The following is a 14467-nucleotide window of genomic DNA, read 5'->3' on the forward strand; positions in this document are numbered from 1 at the left end:
ATGCCGGTTACGGCGTTCCCCCCGGAACTGTAACCTAGACATGTCCAACCGAAGGTAAGCGTAGCAGACGTTGGACATGTCCAATATACGTTTCCGGGATCCGCCGGGATGCGGCATGGGTGGGGGAATGACCATGGATCACGACGAACGTCGAGAGCGGGCGGGCGAGCTTGTCGCGGCGCTCAACCTGCCACGACCGCTGACCGCTGACCTGCTGCACCGCCACATGGAAGGGCTGCGGCACAAGCGCATCGTCGTCCGCGCGGCGAGTGCGCGGATGATGGAATCCGGGATCTGCGGGCTCTGGATCGAGGTCGACGGCGAGGACTTTGAACGAATCCACTACGCTCCCACGGAGTCCGCCGTGCATCGTCAGCAGTTCATCAACCACGAATTCGGACACATGATCCTCGACGGGGAGAAGGAACGTCTGCCGGCCGACCGTGTCGCGCTTCTCGCTCCCCTTATTCCCTATGACGCGATCGTGCATGCCCTGGCGCGGAGCGGCTTCACCGATGAGCAGGAGGCCCTCGCCGAGGCAATCGGCGATTGCCTGGCCCTGACGATGCTGACCGATCGCACCGACGCCCGGCACGGTCCGCAGACCGGATTCGGGCGGGTGCTCTGATGGTCGTGATCGTGCAGGTGATCGTCTGCGCACTCCTGTGGATTGCAGCCCTGGTCTGCCTGCCTTCCGCTCTCCGTGGACGCCGGCGGCTGCTGTTCTGGCTGCTGGCCACATTCGCCCTGCTCATGACGCTTCAGCCCGATCCCATCTATGCCGTGATCGATTCCGCCATCGGCGGCGCAAACGTGACCTACTTCGTGTTGCACGCCGTGGCCATCGTCGCGGTCGCGCTCGTGAACAGCCTCGTCCAGGCGGCGGCATCACCCGATGGGATCACCCGGCGGCAGGCGCGAGTGACCATCAGCGTGACGGCGGCGGTCATCGTCGTTCAGGCGGTCCTGTTCTTCGGAACCGACTGGCGGATCACGGACGATATCCACCACTCGTTCTTCGATCGCTGGGACTACACGATTTACGCCTCGACAACCTGGGTCGTCTTCGCGTACTTCTCGGTTTCGGTTGCTCTCGCCTGCCTGGGGGACATGCGCCGCCAGGGTCGCACGCTGACCAGGGTCTCGCTCGGCTTCGTCGTGCTCGGCTGCTTCGGTGTACTGGTCTGGGCGCTTGTCAGCATCACCAATGCCACGACCACAGTCATGCACCACGATTCGGACTTCAGCAACTGGTCACGGCCGCTGTATTTCGCGACCCTGCTCCTTTCCCCACTGAGCATGGTCGTCGGACTCGGGCTCACGGCCGCCGTCGACGGAACAATCGCGGCGCAACGCCGGGCGCGGGACCGCATCTTGCTGTGGCGGCTTTCCCCACTCTGGGAGCGCCTCCTCGCTTCGTCCCCAGAGCTCAGCATGGAAGCGCCGGTTCCGCGACTCCGGCTGGTCTTCTCCCGCGACCCCGCCGCGCGGCTCTATCGCCGATATGTCGAGATCAGGGATAGCCTGCTGCTGTATCCTCAGGACACGTCTAGCTCGGAACAGGCCCTCCTGGACGCCACCGAACGTCAAACCCATCCCGAATTGGCAGGCGAACACACGGCATGACCGGCACCCCGGAGAGCAGCCTGGCTCCGTCCACACCACAGGTCGAATTGGCGCGCAAACTCAACCTGCTCCTGGACGTCGTCGTCGCGGAGGGTAACACCCCGCACACGTACCGCGAGATCGCCACTGATCTTCGGTCGAAGCACCTGTCGCTCTCGCGCGCGCGCTGGGCGTACATGATCGCCGGTACGGGCCCGCTCGTCACCGACGCCGACCTCCTGACCGGAATCGCGGAGTTCTTTCGAATCCCGCCCGCCTACCTGCTGGGCTCCGATGACGACCTGCCCGAACGGGTTGATTCCCAGCTCGCCTTCGTGAAGAAGCTTCGGGCGCAGCGCGTCGTCAGTTTTGCAGCCCGCACCCTCGGTGACGTTTCCCCCGAGACGCTCCGCCACATCACCGAACTCCTCGAGGATGACATCGCCGGCGGAGGGCCGCACCAGGACTGACCGGGCAGCGTGGCGGCCCCGGTCGACGAAACCGGGCTACCTCCTCAGGCGGCGCTCGCCAGGACGAGGGCGACGGCAGCGGGGAAGAACTGAAGTGCGGCCGAACGTCGGTAAGAGGGTCCCGTTGAGGCGAGGACGACTCCGGCGATGGACATGCACGCCGTTCCGAAGATGACGGCCGTCTTGCCCGCGGTGAACGCGGATCCGGACTGCGCGAGCAGCACGACTCCGACGAGCACCCCGACCGCGAGCGCGAGGTTGTAGAAGCCCTGGTTGTAGGCCATCGTACGAATCGTCTCCGCCTCGCCTCTGGATGCGATCCCGAACCGCCCGTACACGGCGGGTCGCATCCACAACACGCTCTCGAACAGGAAGAAGACGACATGCAGGAGGGCGGCGACGGTGGCGACGATTTGGGCGGCGATGAGCATGGGTTCCTCCGGACTATTGTGTACCAGTCGGTACGGAATCAATCCTGCCGCATCTGCGGCCCGAACGCGACCACAGGAAACGAGCGCCACCGGCGTGCTGAGTGCAGCCAGTCCCTTCGCCTGCGAGGGTCGGCGCCTGTGCGTTTCCGCGACGATCGGGATCGCGATGGCCGAGGACACCGGGGAAGCCAGCGAGCTACCCCGGATCGAGGTGCTCCTCAGGAATGCCGACGATGCCATGCGAGCGAAAAAGCAGGCCGGCACGCGCCCGGCGCGGTCGGCCATAAGCTGCGGACCCGCCGTGACGACGGGGTACTGACCGGTCTTTCCTCGGCGCTTGCCGGCGGCCAGCCGATGCGGGCGACTCAGCCGATGCGGGCAACCGTGACCGCGATCTCGGCGATGACCGGGTCTCCGGCGCGACTGAAGTGCTCGGCGATCGCGTCGTGAACGCGGCGGCAGACATCCGGTGCCGCATGATCGGGGCCGACGCCGATGCTCGCGGAGATCGAGAGTCCGCCGGCCCGCTCGACGACGACGATCGGATTCGGCGCAGCCACGCTCGGGATCAGCGCGGAGACAACCGAGGCGACGACAGTGGTCAGGAGGGGACCTGCCGGGTAGAGGGCGTCCACGCCCGGGACCGCCAGAATGTAGTCGTCGAGTCGATCGGGAGCGACAGCGGGCTCACTCATCGGCTTCTCCTTCGGAGGTCGGCAGGGCTGTCGTCAGGTACAGGTCGGTGACGGTGATGTCCACGGCCGCGATCGTCAGTTCGGTCTGCTGCACGAGCACCGCGTAGACCGCCGCGCGCAGGCGTGCCGTGAGGTCCCGGACACTCTCTCCGGTGTTCATTCCGTCGGTCCCGACCGAGACGTCGAGGCGCACCGTGATCGGCTCTCCCGGCTCGGTGACGTCGCCTTCGAGGCGGCAGCGACTGATCAGGATGCCGTCGATCCCGTCCCCCGCCGTGCGCAGGACACCGATGACCGCGCCTTCGGTGAGCGCCAGCCGGGCGACCGGTGAGTCTGAGGTGAGCGGAATCCGCCGACCGGCGCGGGTTTCAAGCCGGATGCTGTCGATGATGGTCGCGACCCAGCCGTCGGTCCGCTCCGCCTCCCTGTCCACGGCGGCCGAGTCCACCCGGCGCAGGGCAGCCCGCAGCCGCTCGAGGCGGGTGAGTGCCACTGTGCACGCCAGGGAATCGTCGATGCTCGAATCGCTCGGGGTGCGGCCGCGGTCGAGGTAGTCGTTGAGGTCCTCGATCGTGTGCCCGGACAGGCGCGACTGTTCCTCGGCCAGCTCGTCGGGGTCGAAAGCCACAAAGGGGGTGTCTGGGGTGTTCATCGCCAGTCCTCCAATTCCCGCAACAGGGTTTTTCGGGCGCGTGCCAACAAGCCTCGCACGGTCGACACGGGCAGGTCGAGTTCTTCGGCGATATCGGTGTAGCTGTATTCGCCGAGTTCCCGCAGGGTCCAGCAGCGCCGCTGATCGTCCGGCAGCTCGGCCAGGCACCGCGCGAGTGCCTCGGCCTGTTCCTGCGTCTCGGCGACGTGGTGCGGCGTGAGGGTCGCCGGAGCAGCGGCATCCGTTTCGGTGATGTCGGCGTGGTCGCGGCGGGCGCGCACCCGGTCGATGCTCTTGCGACCGCAGATGCGCATCAGCCAGCTCTTCACCGCGGCGCCGTTCTCGAGGGTCGGCAGTTGCCGCCAGGCCGTGATGAAGGACTCCTGCACCACATCGTCGGTCTCGTCGTTCGACCCCAGGATGCGCGTCGCGTGCACGCGCATCAGCGGGCCGTGGCGGCGGACGAGGACCTCGAAGGCGCGGACGTCGCCGTCGGCCGCGCGGTCGGCGAGCAGGGCGTCTGAGGCCGCGTCGAGAGCGGATGGCACGGCGAGCCTGGTAACGGTTGTCATCACGTCCTTCCCGAATCACCCCGTGGTGCGCCCAGTAAATTTTCGATCTCCGCGTGACGAACCGGTCGCGGCCTACGTCATACGAGTGACGATCATCACGATCTTCGCCCATCGACAACGAAAGAATACCCATCATGCCGCTTTCCCGTGCTCTCCGCGGTATTTCCGATCGCGACTCGTCCGGTGGTGCGTCCGGCGATGAATCGGCCGACCTGCAGGGCGGACAGACCGTCATCAGCGACAGTGTTGTCGCCAAGGTCGCGGGTGTCGCCGCCCGTGGAGTGACCGGAGTGCACTCGCTCGGCAGCGCGCCCGCCCGGGCCTTCGGCGCCATTCGCGAGGCCCTGAGCGGAACGGACCTGAGCCAGGGTGTGAGCGTCACGGTCGGCGATTCGGACGTGGTCGTCGACATCGTCATCGTGGCCGAGTATCCGACTCCGGTGCAGCAGATCGCCGCCGACGTGCGCGCGAGCATCACACGGGCGATCGAAGACTTCCTCGGCCTCGGCGTGTCGGCCGTGAACGTCACGATCAACGACGTGCATCACCCCTCAGAAGACGACCAGACTTCCCGCGCAACCGCGTCGGGCACCCCCAGAGAAACACCGAGAGAAAGTGACAACACGATGAGCGCATCGGACAAGATCAAGAACACGGCCGAAGACCTCAAGGGCAAGGCCAACGAGGCCATCGGCAAGGCAACGAACGACGACTCCAAGGTCGCGGAGGGGCGAGCGGAGCAGGCATCCGCGAGCGCCAAGAAGGCCGGCGAGAACATCAAGGACGTCTTCAAGGACTAGTCCTTTTCGGCACGGCGGGCCCCGGCCTGCCGTGCCGACGTCGTTTCACCGCATGACCGTTTCACCGCATGACCGCTTGACAGCTCCACCGCTTCACCACAAAATCCGCAACCACGTGTGACCAATCCAGAAAAGAGCACCCCATGGGCTTCTTCGGCTTCCTTCTCCTCGGCCTGATCGCCGGGGCCATCGCCAAACTCATCCTCCCCGGCCAGCAGGGCGGCGGATGGTTCGTGACGCTGCTCCTCGGCGTCGTCGGCGCACTCCTCGGCGGGTTCCTCGGCGGACTCCTGTTCAACGCACCGCTGCAGGACTTCTTCTCGCTGCAGACCTGGCTTCTCGCCATCGGCGGCTCCATCGTCGTCCTCCTGATCTACGGGCTCGCGACGGGTCGGCGCCGCGCGGCGTAGGCATCCCCCTTTGCCCCCCATTCTGGTGGGGCGCCGCGCATTGACAGGGCCGAGAGGTCACCCGTTAATGGGGATTTCGGCGCCCTAACCCGACTGTCTTCCGTGCCGTCCCGGCGCGGAAGGCAGGGGCCCAGAATGGAGCTCAGCGACATGGACGTTCAGCCACGCTTTCCTGCGGCCACCAAACAACGACTGACCGGTACTTTCAGTCGGAGACGTCCGCGCTGGCTCGCCTGGTCCACAACGTTCGTGCTCGCACTCGTCTCCGTCGGAGTCGCAGACGGGTTCGCTGCTCTTCCCGCAAGCGCCGCCGTTCCCGCCGTCATCACCCTCACCTTCGACGACGCGAACGCGGACCAGCTGACCGCCGCCTCGATCCTCAAAGCGAACGGGCTGCACGGCACCTTCTACACTCCGTCCGGCTACGTGAATCAGCCCGGCTATCTGACCGTCGCGCAGATGCAGGGTCTCGTCGCCGATGGCAACGAGATCGGCGGCCACACCGTCACGCACCCCGACCTTGCGACCCTGCCGACGGACGAGGCGACCCGCCAGGTCTGCAACGACAGGGTCAACCTCACCAACTGGGGATTCCGGGTGACGAGCTTCGCCTATCCGTTCGCCTCGCTGCTGACCCCTGCGACAGAAACGATCGTCAAGAACTGCGGCTACAACAGCGCCCGCGGCCTCGGCGACATCCAGACCCGGTTCGGCTGCACGGGATGTGCACTCTCCGAGAGCATCCCGCCGGCCGACCCGTACCTCACCCAGGCTCCCGACGAGGTCGACAACACCTGGAGTCTGACCGACCTCCAGAACACCGTCATCCAGGCTGAGACCGCGGGCGGCTGGCAGCAGCTGACCTTCCACCACATCGCGACCGGGCTCACCGACCCCCTCACGATCAGCCCGACGCTGTTCACCCAGTTCGTGCAGTGGCTGAAGACCCGCCCGGCGACGACGACGATCAAGACGGTCGACCAGGTCATCGGCGGCACCGTCAAGGCGGTCGTCTCCGGCCCCGCTGTCGCGCCGAAGCCAGTCGGCAGCAACCTGGTCTCCAACCCCGGCTTCGAGACCCTCACCGCCGGGGTGCCCCAGTGCTGGCAGGGCGCCTCATTCGGCACGAACACCCCCGCCTTCACCACGGTCAGCCCCGGCCGTACCGGCAACCGGGCCGGCCGCCTGACCATGACGGGCTATTCCAACGGTGACGCGAAGTGGCTGCCGACCCCCGACCTGGGCGGATGCGCCCCGGCGGCCACCCCGGGCACGGCCTACGCGCTCTCGGCCTGGTACAAGTCCACGGCGGCGACCCAGATCGAGGTTTACTACCGGACCGGACTCGGGTCGTGGACCTACTGGACCGCGAGCCCGCTCTTCGCCGCGTCCGCGACGTACCAGAAGGCGAGTTGGACGACCCCTGCCCTGCCCGCCGGCGCGAGTGCGATCACCTTCGGACTCAACCTGCTGAGCAACGGCACCCTCACCACGGACGACTACACGGCCTTCGACGCCGCCACCCTGCCCGTACCGCCGCCGCCGGCCCCCGGCACCAACCTCGTCCAGAACTCGAGCCTGGAGACCGCCGGCGTCGCTGCCCTTCCGCAGTGCTACCAAATCGGCGGCTACGGCACCAACACGGCCGCATTCACGACCGTCGCAACGGCGCACACCGGCACCAAGGCCGAAAAGCTTGTCGTGACGAACTACGCGAACGGTGACGCGAAGCTGCTGCCGAGCCTGGACAGCGGGGCCTGCGCCCCGCCCGCGATCGCCGGGCACACCTATTCGCTCCGGGCCTGGTACACGTCGACGACGTCCACCCAGTTCGCGGTCTACTACCGGGATGCGAGCGGGACCTGGCAATACTGGACGTCGAGCCCGTGGCTCGCGACGGCATCCGCCTTCACCCAGGCGAGCTTCACGACCCCGGTGCTTCCGGCCGGTGCCACCGCGATCAGTTTCGGGCTGAACCTGTTCAGCAACGGAACCCTTGTGACCGACGACTACGCGATGTTCGACACTGTCGGGGCTCCCGCCCTGTAGCGGCAGCGGATGTCGGGGGCGCCCCCCCCCGGGGGCGCCCCCGGCATCGGCCCGTCGTGCGTATCGTGCCGGTCTCAGATCCAGTCGTTGCGCTTGAAGAGCAGATAGAGGAGGGCGGACAGGCCGATGATGAGGGCGATGGAGCTGTAGAAACCGCCCAGTTCGCTGAACCCGGGGTACGGGACGTTCTGGCCGTAGAAACCGGTGATCGCCGTGGGTACCGCGATGATCGCCGCGTACCCGGTGACCTTCTTCGTGATGACGTTGAGTCGGTTGCCCTGAATCGCGAGGTTCGCCTCGAGCACGCTCGTTGCGAGGTCCCTGAGACTCTCCGTCCACTCCATCGCACGCAGCACGTGGTCGTAGACGTCCTGGAAGTACGGCGCCATGTCATTCGGCAGCAGGTGCACGTCCCGGCGCAGCAGGGTGTTGACGACTTCACGCATCGGCAGGATCACCCGGCGCATCAGCACGAGGCTCTTCCGGAGATCGAAGGAGCGACGCTGCACCGCCTCCTGGTCGCTCCTCGGCTCGAAGAGCTGGCTCTCGAGCTCCTCGACCTGTTCGTCGAGGGCCTCGACGGCCTCGAAATAGCCGTCGACGAGGAAGTCGAGGAGGCCGTGCAGGAGGAACGCGACACCGTTCGAGGCGAGGTCGGGGGAGGAGTCCCAACGTGCGACGACGGCGTCGATGGGGAAGTCGGGGTCCTTGTGCACGGTGACGAAGGCCCGGTCGGTGATGAATGCCGCTATCTCCGAGGTCTCCACGCCCGCCGACTCCGGCGAGAATGTGATCGAATACGCCGACAGGAACAGGTGGTCGGAGTACCGGTCGAGCTTGGGACGCTGGTGCAGCTTCAGGGCGTCCTCGACGGCGAGGGCGTGCAGGCCGAGTTCCTCCGCGAGGAGGTCGAGGTCCGCTTCCCCGGGCGAGCACAGGTCTACCCAGACCACACAGCCCTCATCGGCAAGGTGTTCGGAGACGTCGGCGAGCGGGAAGCCCTCGTCGACGAGGTCCCCGTTCCGGTAGCAGCGGGTTTTGGGTGTGTGCACACTTCAGTCAAGCAGCATCCGCGGGACAGCGGGGTCAACGCCTGTGCCGAGTCTCGGCGCCGCAGCGCCGGGCCCGTCGATGCTGTGTGACGTTGCGCTACGTTTCGTGACCGGGCGTGACCGGCCGGAATGCGCCCAGGACTTTCGGTGAATAACGTCGTCTCGAGACCACCCAGGTCTCGCGACCAGTCCGGGTGCCGCAGGGTACGCCGTCCACCGAATGGAAGTGAAGCCCATGTCCACCAAGACCCACACCACTGCTCGTCGCGCGGGGATGCGCCTCGCCTTCGGTGCGGCATCCGTCGCCCTGCTCGCCACCACCCTGAGCGGATGCGCCGCCTCGGCCGATGCCGCCTCGAACGCCACGGCAGCCGGCCCGGCCGCAGAGCTCCGGCTCGGCTACTTCGACAACGTCACCCACGCCCCCGCCCTCGTTGGGCTCGAGAACGGCCTGCTGCAGGATTCGCTCGGCAGCACCAAGCTCAGCACCCAGATCTTCAACGCCGGCCCCGCGACGATCGAGGCGCTCAGCGCCGGCGCAATCGACGCGGCGTACATCGGCCCGAGCCCGGCCGTCAACAGCTATATCAAGAGCAAGGGCGAGTCCGTCAAGATCGTCGCGGGCGCCGCGAGCGGGGGAGCAGCCCTCATCGTGCGCGAAGGCATCAACTCCGCCGCCGACCTGAAGGGCAAGACCCTCGCCTCCCCGCAGCTCGGCAACACCCAGGACGTCGCACTGCGCTCCTGGCTCAGCAGCCAGGGCTTCACGACGGATACCTCCGGCGGCGGAGACGTGAAGATCACACCGACCGAGAACGCGCAGACCCTCACCCTGTTCCAGAGCGGCGCCATCGACGGCGCCTGGCTGCCGGAGCCTTGGGTCTCCCGCCTCGTCGTCGACGCCGGAGCGAAGGTGCTCGTCGACGAGTCCTCGCTGTGGCCGGACGGCGCCTTCCCGACGACCGTACTGCTCGTCAGCAAGGCATTCCTGACCAAGTACCCCGCCTCCGTTGAGGCCCTCGTGGCCGGCAACGCTGCATCCGTCGACTGGCTCACGAAGAACCCCACGGATGCCGCAACAGTGATCAACAAGAAGCTCACCGCCGACAGCGGCAAGGCGCTCTCCGACGCCGTGATCTCCCGCGCCCTGACCAGGGTGACGTTCTCGACCGACCCGCTCGCGTCGACATTCCCGGTGAGCCTCCAGAACGGCGTCACGGCAGGCACCACCAAGACCGGCGACCTGAACGGCCTGTTCGACCTGACCGCGCTCAACAAGGTACGCACGGCGGCCGGAGAGAAGCCGGTCTCGGCAGCGGGCCTCGGCGCCGAGTAGCCGCGCCTCCGCCGCGGCCGTCGCCGCGCCAGCCCCCGATCCCCGTGAGGTGTCGCAGATCGACGTTCCGGACGTCCGTGAACATCGATCTGCGACACCTCACGGCCGTGATGGGGGCGCGGGACCCTACGTCCGGCGGGCGAGCGATTCGACGTCGCGGCGAGTGACCGCGAGGTAGGCGACGAACGCGAGAATCGTCACGCCGAGCACGAGGCTCACCGGCCCCGTGCCGAGGTCGAGGCCGCCGCGTTCGGTCGAGACGGCGGCCCAGTCGGCGAAGGATGCCCCGAGCGGCCGGGTCAGGACATACGCGAACCAGAATGCGAGCGTCGCATTCATGCCGAAGCGGCGATACGCGAGGGCGGGGATCGCGATGAGCACAGCGAAGACGATCCCGGACGCGAGGTAGCCGAGGCCGAAGGTCATGGCGGTGAGGTCGCCGGCCGCCGTGCCGAGCGCGAAGGTCGTGAGCACCGTCGCCCAGTAGAAGGCCTCGCGGCGGCGCGTCACGATGCTGTGGATCGAGAGCGACTTCTCGGTCGTCCGCCAGACCAGGAAGACCACGGCGAGGACGAGGACAAAAGCCACCGAGGACACCAGGTAGGGGACTCCGAGGCCGACGTGCACGGCATCCGCTGCCATGGTGCCGAAGATGCTCACCATGACGACGGCGAGCCAGTAGACCCACGCGACGTACCGGCGGACGGCGAACTGCAGGAGCATTGCGGCGAGCAGGCCGAGGCCCGCGAGGCCGACGGCGACGGGCGGGTCGATCTGGTGCACGAGGTAGTCGGCCGTCGTCTCACCCATCCCGGTCGTGAGCACCTTGGTGACCCAGAACGCGGCGGTCACCTCGGGAACCTTGCTCAGGGGGTTCTGCTCGATCTCTGCCACGCACACTCCGCTCGTCCGCTCCCTACGTTACGGAGCGGCGGGCGCGGAGCGGTGGCCGATGGCGCCCGCGGTCAGGTTGCGGTCAGGCGCTCGGCCCGGCTCCCGTGTTCGCCGAGGGCGTGTGGCGGGGCACGGCGAAGCGGGCGGACCCCGGGTACATTGGCCGGCATCCGCTGCAACCGCGGTGGGTGAGAACGGAAGGACAGGCGATGAGCGATGCGGGGGACGACACCAGGGAGGGTCCGCTTGACGCGTACTCCCGGGTCGTGACCGAGGTCGCCGCGACCGTGACCCGCCAGGTCGCTGCGATCGAAATGTCGGTTGCCACGCCGCGCGGCCGGGTGCGCCGCGGCGCCGGTTCGGCCGTGCTCTACTCCGCACAGGGCTACCTGCTCACGAACGCTCACGTCGTGCTCGGGGCGGATGCCGGCCGCGCCCTCTTTTCAGACGGCACGAGCAGCGCCATCGAGATCGTCGGCTCCGACCCGCTCTCCGACCTCGCCGTGGTCCGTTCCCGCGCGCTGACCCTGCCGGAGCCCGCCCGGCTCGGCAACGCCGACACCCTCCGCGTCGGCCAGCTCGTCGTCGCGGTCGGCAACCCGATGGGCCTCGCCGGCTCGGTGACCGCCGGGGTCGTCAGCGCGCTGGGTCGCTCCCTGCCGACCCGCTCCGGGTCGGCTGCCCGGGTCATCGAAGACGTCATTCAGACGGATGCCGCCCTCAACCCCGGGAACTCCGGCGGAGCCCTCGCCGACTCGCGGGGCGTCGTCGTGGGCATCAACACCGCCGTCGCCGGCGTCGGACTCGGCCTCGCCGTGCCGATCAATCCAACCTCCCGGCGCATCATCGACGCACTGCAACGGGAAGGGCGGGTGCGCCGGGCGTACCTCGGCCTGGTCAGCACTCCGATACCGCTGCCGCCAGACGTGGCCGTGCGGGTGCACCAGGACGTGGCCCTGCGTGTCGTGGACGTGATCGCGCGCTCGCCCGCCGATCGCGCCGGCCTCAAGCCCAACGACCTGATCCTCGCCGCGGGCCGCGAACAGGTCAAGGACGCCCAGGGCCTCCAGCGTCTCCTGTTCGGCGATGCCATCGGCCGCCCGCTTCCGGTCACTGTGCTCCGGGGCGCCGCGATGGTCGACGTGATCGCCGAGCCGGAGGAGCTCGCCGCGCTGCGCTGAGCCGCTGAGCCAGTCCGGTTCCGGCGACCGGGCGCGCAGGAGAGAGCCCGATTCCGTGCTAATTTCACGACTGATGTCCGTTCCCGCAGCAGAGGCCTCCGCCCAGCCCCGTCCGACGCGTGCGCGCTCCCGCGTCGAGGTGGCCGACATCGCCGTGCGCCTGTTCCGCACCGACGGCTACGAGGCCACGACCGCGACCGACATCGCCCGGGCGGCCGGCATCTCGCGCAGCACCTTCTTCCGTCAGTTCCGATCCAAGGAAGACGTGATCTTCGCCGACCACGACGAACTCGCCGTGCAGATCACCGCGTACTTCGCCGTGCAGCACGAGGACCCCTGGCGCGCGATCCGTGATGCCGCGACGATGGTCTTCGAGCGGTTCCGCGAACGGCTCGACAGCGTCCGGGTGCGCGATCTCGTCGTGCGCGACACCCCGACCCTCCGCGACCGCGAGACCATCATGGCCATCCGCTACGAGCAGATGTTCGCCGCCTACCTCCGCTCCGCACGTCCAGACGTGCCTCCGCTCACCGCCATCCGCTACGCCGCAGCGATCACCGCCACGCACAACTACGAACTCCGCCGCCTGATCCGCGGTGCCATCCCGGCCTCGTCCCCGACGAATGCCGCAGGCGATGAGGCGACGGATGCAGCGTCAGAGGCCGACCGCACCGCACGCCTCGCCGAGGAACTCGCCACAGAACTCCGCGAGGTGGGGCGGCTCTTCCATCCGGACGTGGCCGATTCGACGGCTGGGCAGGGGCAGGCGGTGCACGGCCAGGTTGGGGAGTCGCCGCCGGAACTGGTGGTGGCGGTGTTCCCGGGCACGATCACGCCGGGCGAGCTCACCCGCGAGGTCGCCCGCGCCCTCGGCGGGCGTCTCGCCGGCAGCGCTCCGGGTGCGGATGCCGGGGCGCACCGAAACGCAGGACGAGACTGACGCTGAGGCTCCCACGGCCTCAAGGGCAGGGAGATCCTGCATTTCGTGGGCAGGCATCCGCTCGCCTCGGCGCACGTGCAGCGATTTGACACTCAGTGTCACTTGACCTGACACTGAGTGTCAACTATTACTAGTAGCGACCGATCTGCTGACCAGCCGAACCCAATGGAGGGGAACCGTGCCCAACTACGACGTATCCGTGCCGCTCGACACCGACTACTACGAACTCTTCCGGGACGTGCCCGCCGCCGACCGCGCCTTCTGGGACCGGGCCCGCGCCTTTGCGATCGAGACCCTCGACGAAGTCACCGAGGCCTGGGACAAGGCCGAGTATCCGCTGCACCTCGTCCGCAAGCTCGGCGAACTCGACCTGCTCACCGACGGCGTGGTCGGCCCCGGCCTGACCCCGATGTCGCCGCTCGCCGCCGGCCTCGTCAACATGGAGATCTCCCGCGGCGACGGCTCGATGGGCACCGTCGTGGCCGTGCAGGGCGGGCTGGCGCTCCGCAGCATCGCCCTCTTCGGCAGCGACGCACAGAAGGCCGAGTGGCTCGTCCCTCTCGCCCGCGCCGAGAAGCTCGGCGCCTTCGCCCTCACCGAGCCCGACCACGGCTCCGACTCCGTCGCGCTCGAGACGACCGCGACCCGCGACGGCGACGAGTGGGTGATCACCGGCGAGAAGAAGTGGATCGGCAACGGCTCCGTCGGCGACGTGACCGTGGTTTGGGCCCGCGACGACGACGGCAACGTGCGCGGGTTCCTCGTGCCGCAGGACACCCCCGGCTACCAGGCCCAGACCATCACCGGCAAGGGCTCCCTGCGCGGCATCCACCAGGCCCGTATCGTGCTCGACAACGTCCGCGTGCCCCTCGACGCCCTGCTGCCGGGCACCCGCACCTTCAAGGACACCGCGACGGTGCTCTTCGCCACGCGCCTCGGCGTGGCCTGGTCGGCGCTCGGCCACGCCACCGCGGTCTTCGAGGCGGCACTCAGCTACTCGAACCAGCGCATCCAGTTCGGCAAGCCCCTTGCCGGCTTCCAGCTCGTGCAGGAACGACTCACACGGATGCTGTCCCAGCTGACCGCGATGCAGCTCTACTGCCTGCGCCTCGCCGAACTCGACGCGGCCGGGACCATGCGTCCGATCCAGGCGTCCCTCGCCAAGTATCACAACACCCGGGCCGCCCGCGAGATCGCGGCGACCGCGCGCGACGTGCTCGGCGGCAACGGAATCCTGCTCGAGAACCACGTGATCCGCCACCTCGCCGACATCGAATCCCTGCATACCTACGAGGGCACCGAGAGCGTGCAGTCCCTCCTGATCGGCCGCGACCTGACCGGGGTGAGCGCCTTCCGCTGACCCGCCCCCCCGCCTCGCTC

At 68.1% G+C, this 14467-nt stretch carries 16 protein-coding genes; 10 read left to right on the forward strand and 6 right to left on the reverse strand.

The window, feature by feature from the left end:
* Window positions 1–127: 127 nt before the first annotated feature.
* Genes QN350_RS12390 through QN350_RS12400 form a run of 3 tightly spaced genes read left to right on the forward strand, consistent with a single transcriptional unit; the run spans window position 128 to window position 2075 of the window.
* Window positions 128–628 (forward strand): hypothetical protein, encoded by a 501-nt coding sequence (locus QN350_RS12390; RefSeq protein ID WP_322138773.1) that lies wholly within the window; start codon window positions 128–130, stop codon window positions 626–628.
* Complete coding sequence (locus QN350_RS12395) at window positions 628–1626, forward strand: MAB_1171c family putative transporter (RefSeq protein WP_322138774.1); 999 nt, start codon at window positions 628–630, stop codon at window positions 1624–1626. Before QN350_RS12390 ends, QN350_RS12395 begins: the two co-directional genes overlap by 1 nt.
* Complete coding sequence (locus tag QN350_RS12400) at window positions 1623–2075, forward strand: hypothetical protein (protein ID WP_281533859.1); 453 nt, start codon at window positions 1623–1625, stop codon at window positions 2073–2075. The genes QN350_RS12395 and QN350_RS12400 overlap by 4 nt, the downstream gene beginning before the upstream one ends.
* A 44-nt stretch (window positions 2076–2119) precedes the next feature.
* On the opposite strand, the gene QN350_RS12405 is transcribed toward QN350_RS12400, so the two are convergent.
* The 4 genes from QN350_RS12405 to QN350_RS12420 all read right to left on the reverse strand — a co-directional run bounded on the left by QN350_RS12405 (window position 2120) and on the right by QN350_RS12420 (window position 4425).
* The gene (locus tag QN350_RS12405; RefSeq protein WP_281533860.1) at window positions 2120–2506 is read right to left on the reverse strand and encodes a DUF1304 domain-containing protein; all 387 of its coding nucleotides are present in this window, start codon (window positions 2504–2506) and stop codon (window positions 2120–2122) included.
* Between the two features lie 365 nt (window positions 2507–2871).
* Window positions 2872–3201 (reverse strand): hypothetical protein, encoded by a 330-nt coding sequence (locus tag QN350_RS12410; protein WP_323502621.1) that lies wholly within the window; start codon window positions 3199–3201, stop codon window positions 2872–2874.
* Window positions 3194–3853, reverse strand: coding sequence for a hypothetical protein (locus tag QN350_RS12415; protein WP_322138776.1), 660 nt, complete (start codon window positions 3851–3853; stop codon window positions 3194–3196). The genes QN350_RS12410 and QN350_RS12415 overlap by 8 nt, the downstream gene beginning before the upstream one ends.
* Window positions 3850–4425 (reverse strand): RNA polymerase sigma factor, encoded by a 576-nt coding sequence (locus tag QN350_RS12420; protein WP_281536161.1) that lies wholly within the window; start codon window positions 4423–4425, stop codon window positions 3850–3852. The genes QN350_RS12415 and QN350_RS12420 overlap by 4 nt, the downstream gene beginning before the upstream one ends.
* A gap of 134 nt (window positions 4426–4559) precedes the next feature.
* Between QN350_RS12420 and QN350_RS12425 the strand changes: the two genes are divergently transcribed.
* From QN350_RS12425 to QN350_RS12435, 3 genes are all read left to right on the forward strand, one after another.
* Window positions 4560–5225 (forward strand): Asp23/Gls24 family envelope stress response protein, encoded by a 666-nt coding sequence (locus QN350_RS12425; protein WP_322138777.1) that lies wholly within the window; start codon window positions 4560–4562, stop codon window positions 5223–5225.
* A gap of 143 nt (window positions 5226–5368) precedes the next feature.
* Window positions 5369–5635 carry a GlsB/YeaQ/YmgE family stress response membrane protein gene (locus QN350_RS12430; RefSeq protein WP_281533864.1) on the forward strand — a complete coding sequence of 89 codons (267 nt, stop codon included), beginning with the start codon at window positions 5369–5371 and terminating at the stop codon, window positions 5633–5635.
* 150 nt (window positions 5636–5785) lie between these two features.
* The gene (locus QN350_RS12435) at window positions 5786–7684 is read left to right on the forward strand and encodes a polysaccharide deacetylase family protein (protein WP_322138778.1); all 1899 of its coding nucleotides are present in this window, start codon (window positions 5786–5788) and stop codon (window positions 7682–7684) included.
* Window positions 7685–7758: 74 nt separating this feature from the next.
* Here QN350_RS12435 and QN350_RS12440 read toward each other — a convergent pair whose 3' ends face one another.
* Window positions 7759–8736, reverse strand: coding sequence for a magnesium transporter CorA family protein (locus tag QN350_RS12440; protein ID WP_323516475.1), 978 nt, complete (start codon window positions 8734–8736; stop codon window positions 7759–7761).
* 235 nt (window positions 8737–8971) lie between these two features.
* On the opposite strand from QN350_RS12440, the gene QN350_RS12445 reads away from it, so the two are divergent.
* Window positions 8972–10072, forward strand: coding sequence for an ABC transporter substrate-binding protein (locus tag QN350_RS12445; RefSeq protein WP_323502619.1), 1101 nt, complete (start codon window positions 8972–8974; stop codon window positions 10070–10072).
* A gap of 126 nt (window positions 10073–10198) precedes the next feature.
* Here the strand turns inward: QN350_RS12445 and QN350_RS12450 are convergent, their stop codons facing one another.
* Window positions 10199–10966, reverse strand: coding sequence for a hypothetical protein (locus tag QN350_RS12450; RefSeq protein ID WP_323502618.1), 768 nt, complete (start codon window positions 10964–10966; stop codon window positions 10199–10201).
* Between the two features lie 209 nt (window positions 10967–11175).
* Here QN350_RS12450 and QN350_RS12455 point away from each other — a divergent pair, with 209 nt between their 5' ends.
* From QN350_RS12455 to QN350_RS12465, 3 genes are all read left to right on the forward strand, one after another.
* On the forward strand, window positions 11176–12147 hold the full coding sequence (locus tag QN350_RS12455; RefSeq protein ID WP_322138781.1) for a S1C family serine protease: 972 nt from the start codon (window positions 11176–11178) through the stop codon (window positions 12145–12147).
* 55 nt (window positions 12148–12202) lie between these two features.
* A complete protein-coding gene (locus QN350_RS12460) occupies window positions 12203–13087 on the forward strand; it encodes a helix-turn-helix domain-containing protein (RefSeq protein ID WP_323516477.1) in 885 nt (294 codons plus the stop codon).
* Between the two features lie 178 nt (window positions 13088–13265).
* On the forward strand, window positions 13266–14447 hold the full coding sequence (locus QN350_RS12465; RefSeq protein ID WP_323502616.1) for an acyl-CoA dehydrogenase family protein: 1182 nt from the start codon (window positions 13266–13268) through the stop codon (window positions 14445–14447).
* Window positions 14448–14467 lie beyond the last annotated feature (20 nt).

The sequence above is a fragment of the Cryobacterium sp. 10I5 genome (assembly GCF_035019865.1).
GTDB classification, from domain to species: Bacteria; Actinomycetota; Actinomycetes; order Actinomycetales; family Microbacteriaceae; genus Cryobacterium; species Cryobacterium breve_A.

Excerpts from the sequence above, each read along its gene's own strand:
- QN350_RS12390 (WP_322138773.1), top strand. The coding sequence starts at position 128 with ATGACCATGGATCACGACGAACGTCGAGAGCGGGCGGGCGAGCTTGTC.
- QN350_RS12395 (WP_322138774.1), top strand. The coding sequence starts at position 628 with ATGGTCGTGATCGTGCAGGTGATCGTCTGCGCACTCCTGTGGATTGCA.
- QN350_RS12400 (WP_281533859.1), top strand. The coding sequence starts at position 1,623 with ATGACCGGCACCCCGGAGAGCAGCCTGGCTCCGTCCACACCACAGGTC.
- QN350_RS12405 (WP_281533860.1), bottom strand. The coding sequence starts at position 2,506 with ATGCTCATCGCCGCCCAAATCGTCGCCACCGTCGCCGCCCTCCTGCAT.
- QN350_RS12410 (WP_323502621.1), bottom strand. The coding sequence starts at position 3,201 with ATGAGTGAGCCCGCTGTCGCTCCCGATCGACTCGACGACTACATTCTG.
- QN350_RS12415 (WP_322138776.1), bottom strand. The coding sequence starts at position 3,853 with ATGAACACCCCAGACACCCCCTTTGTGGCTTTCGACCCCGACGAGCTG.
- QN350_RS12420 (WP_281536161.1), bottom strand. The coding sequence starts at position 4,425 with ATGACAACCGTTACCAGGCTCGCCGTGCCATCCGCTCTCGACGCGGCC.
- QN350_RS12425 (WP_322138777.1), top strand. The coding sequence starts at position 4,560 with ATGCCGCTTTCCCGTGCTCTCCGCGGTATTTCCGATCGCGACTCGTCC.
- QN350_RS12430 (WP_281533864.1), top strand. The coding sequence starts at position 5,369 with ATGGGCTTCTTCGGCTTCCTTCTCCTCGGCCTGATCGCCGGGGCCATC.
- QN350_RS12435 (WP_322138778.1), top strand. The coding sequence starts at position 5,786 with ATGGACGTTCAGCCACGCTTTCCTGCGGCCACCAAACAACGACTGACC.
- QN350_RS12445 (WP_323502619.1), top strand. The coding sequence starts at position 8,972 with ATGTCCACCAAGACCCACACCACTGCTCGTCGCGCGGGGATGCGCCTC.
- QN350_RS12455 (WP_322138781.1), top strand. The coding sequence starts at position 11,176 with ATGAGCGATGCGGGGGACGACACCAGGGAGGGTCCGCTTGACGCGTAC.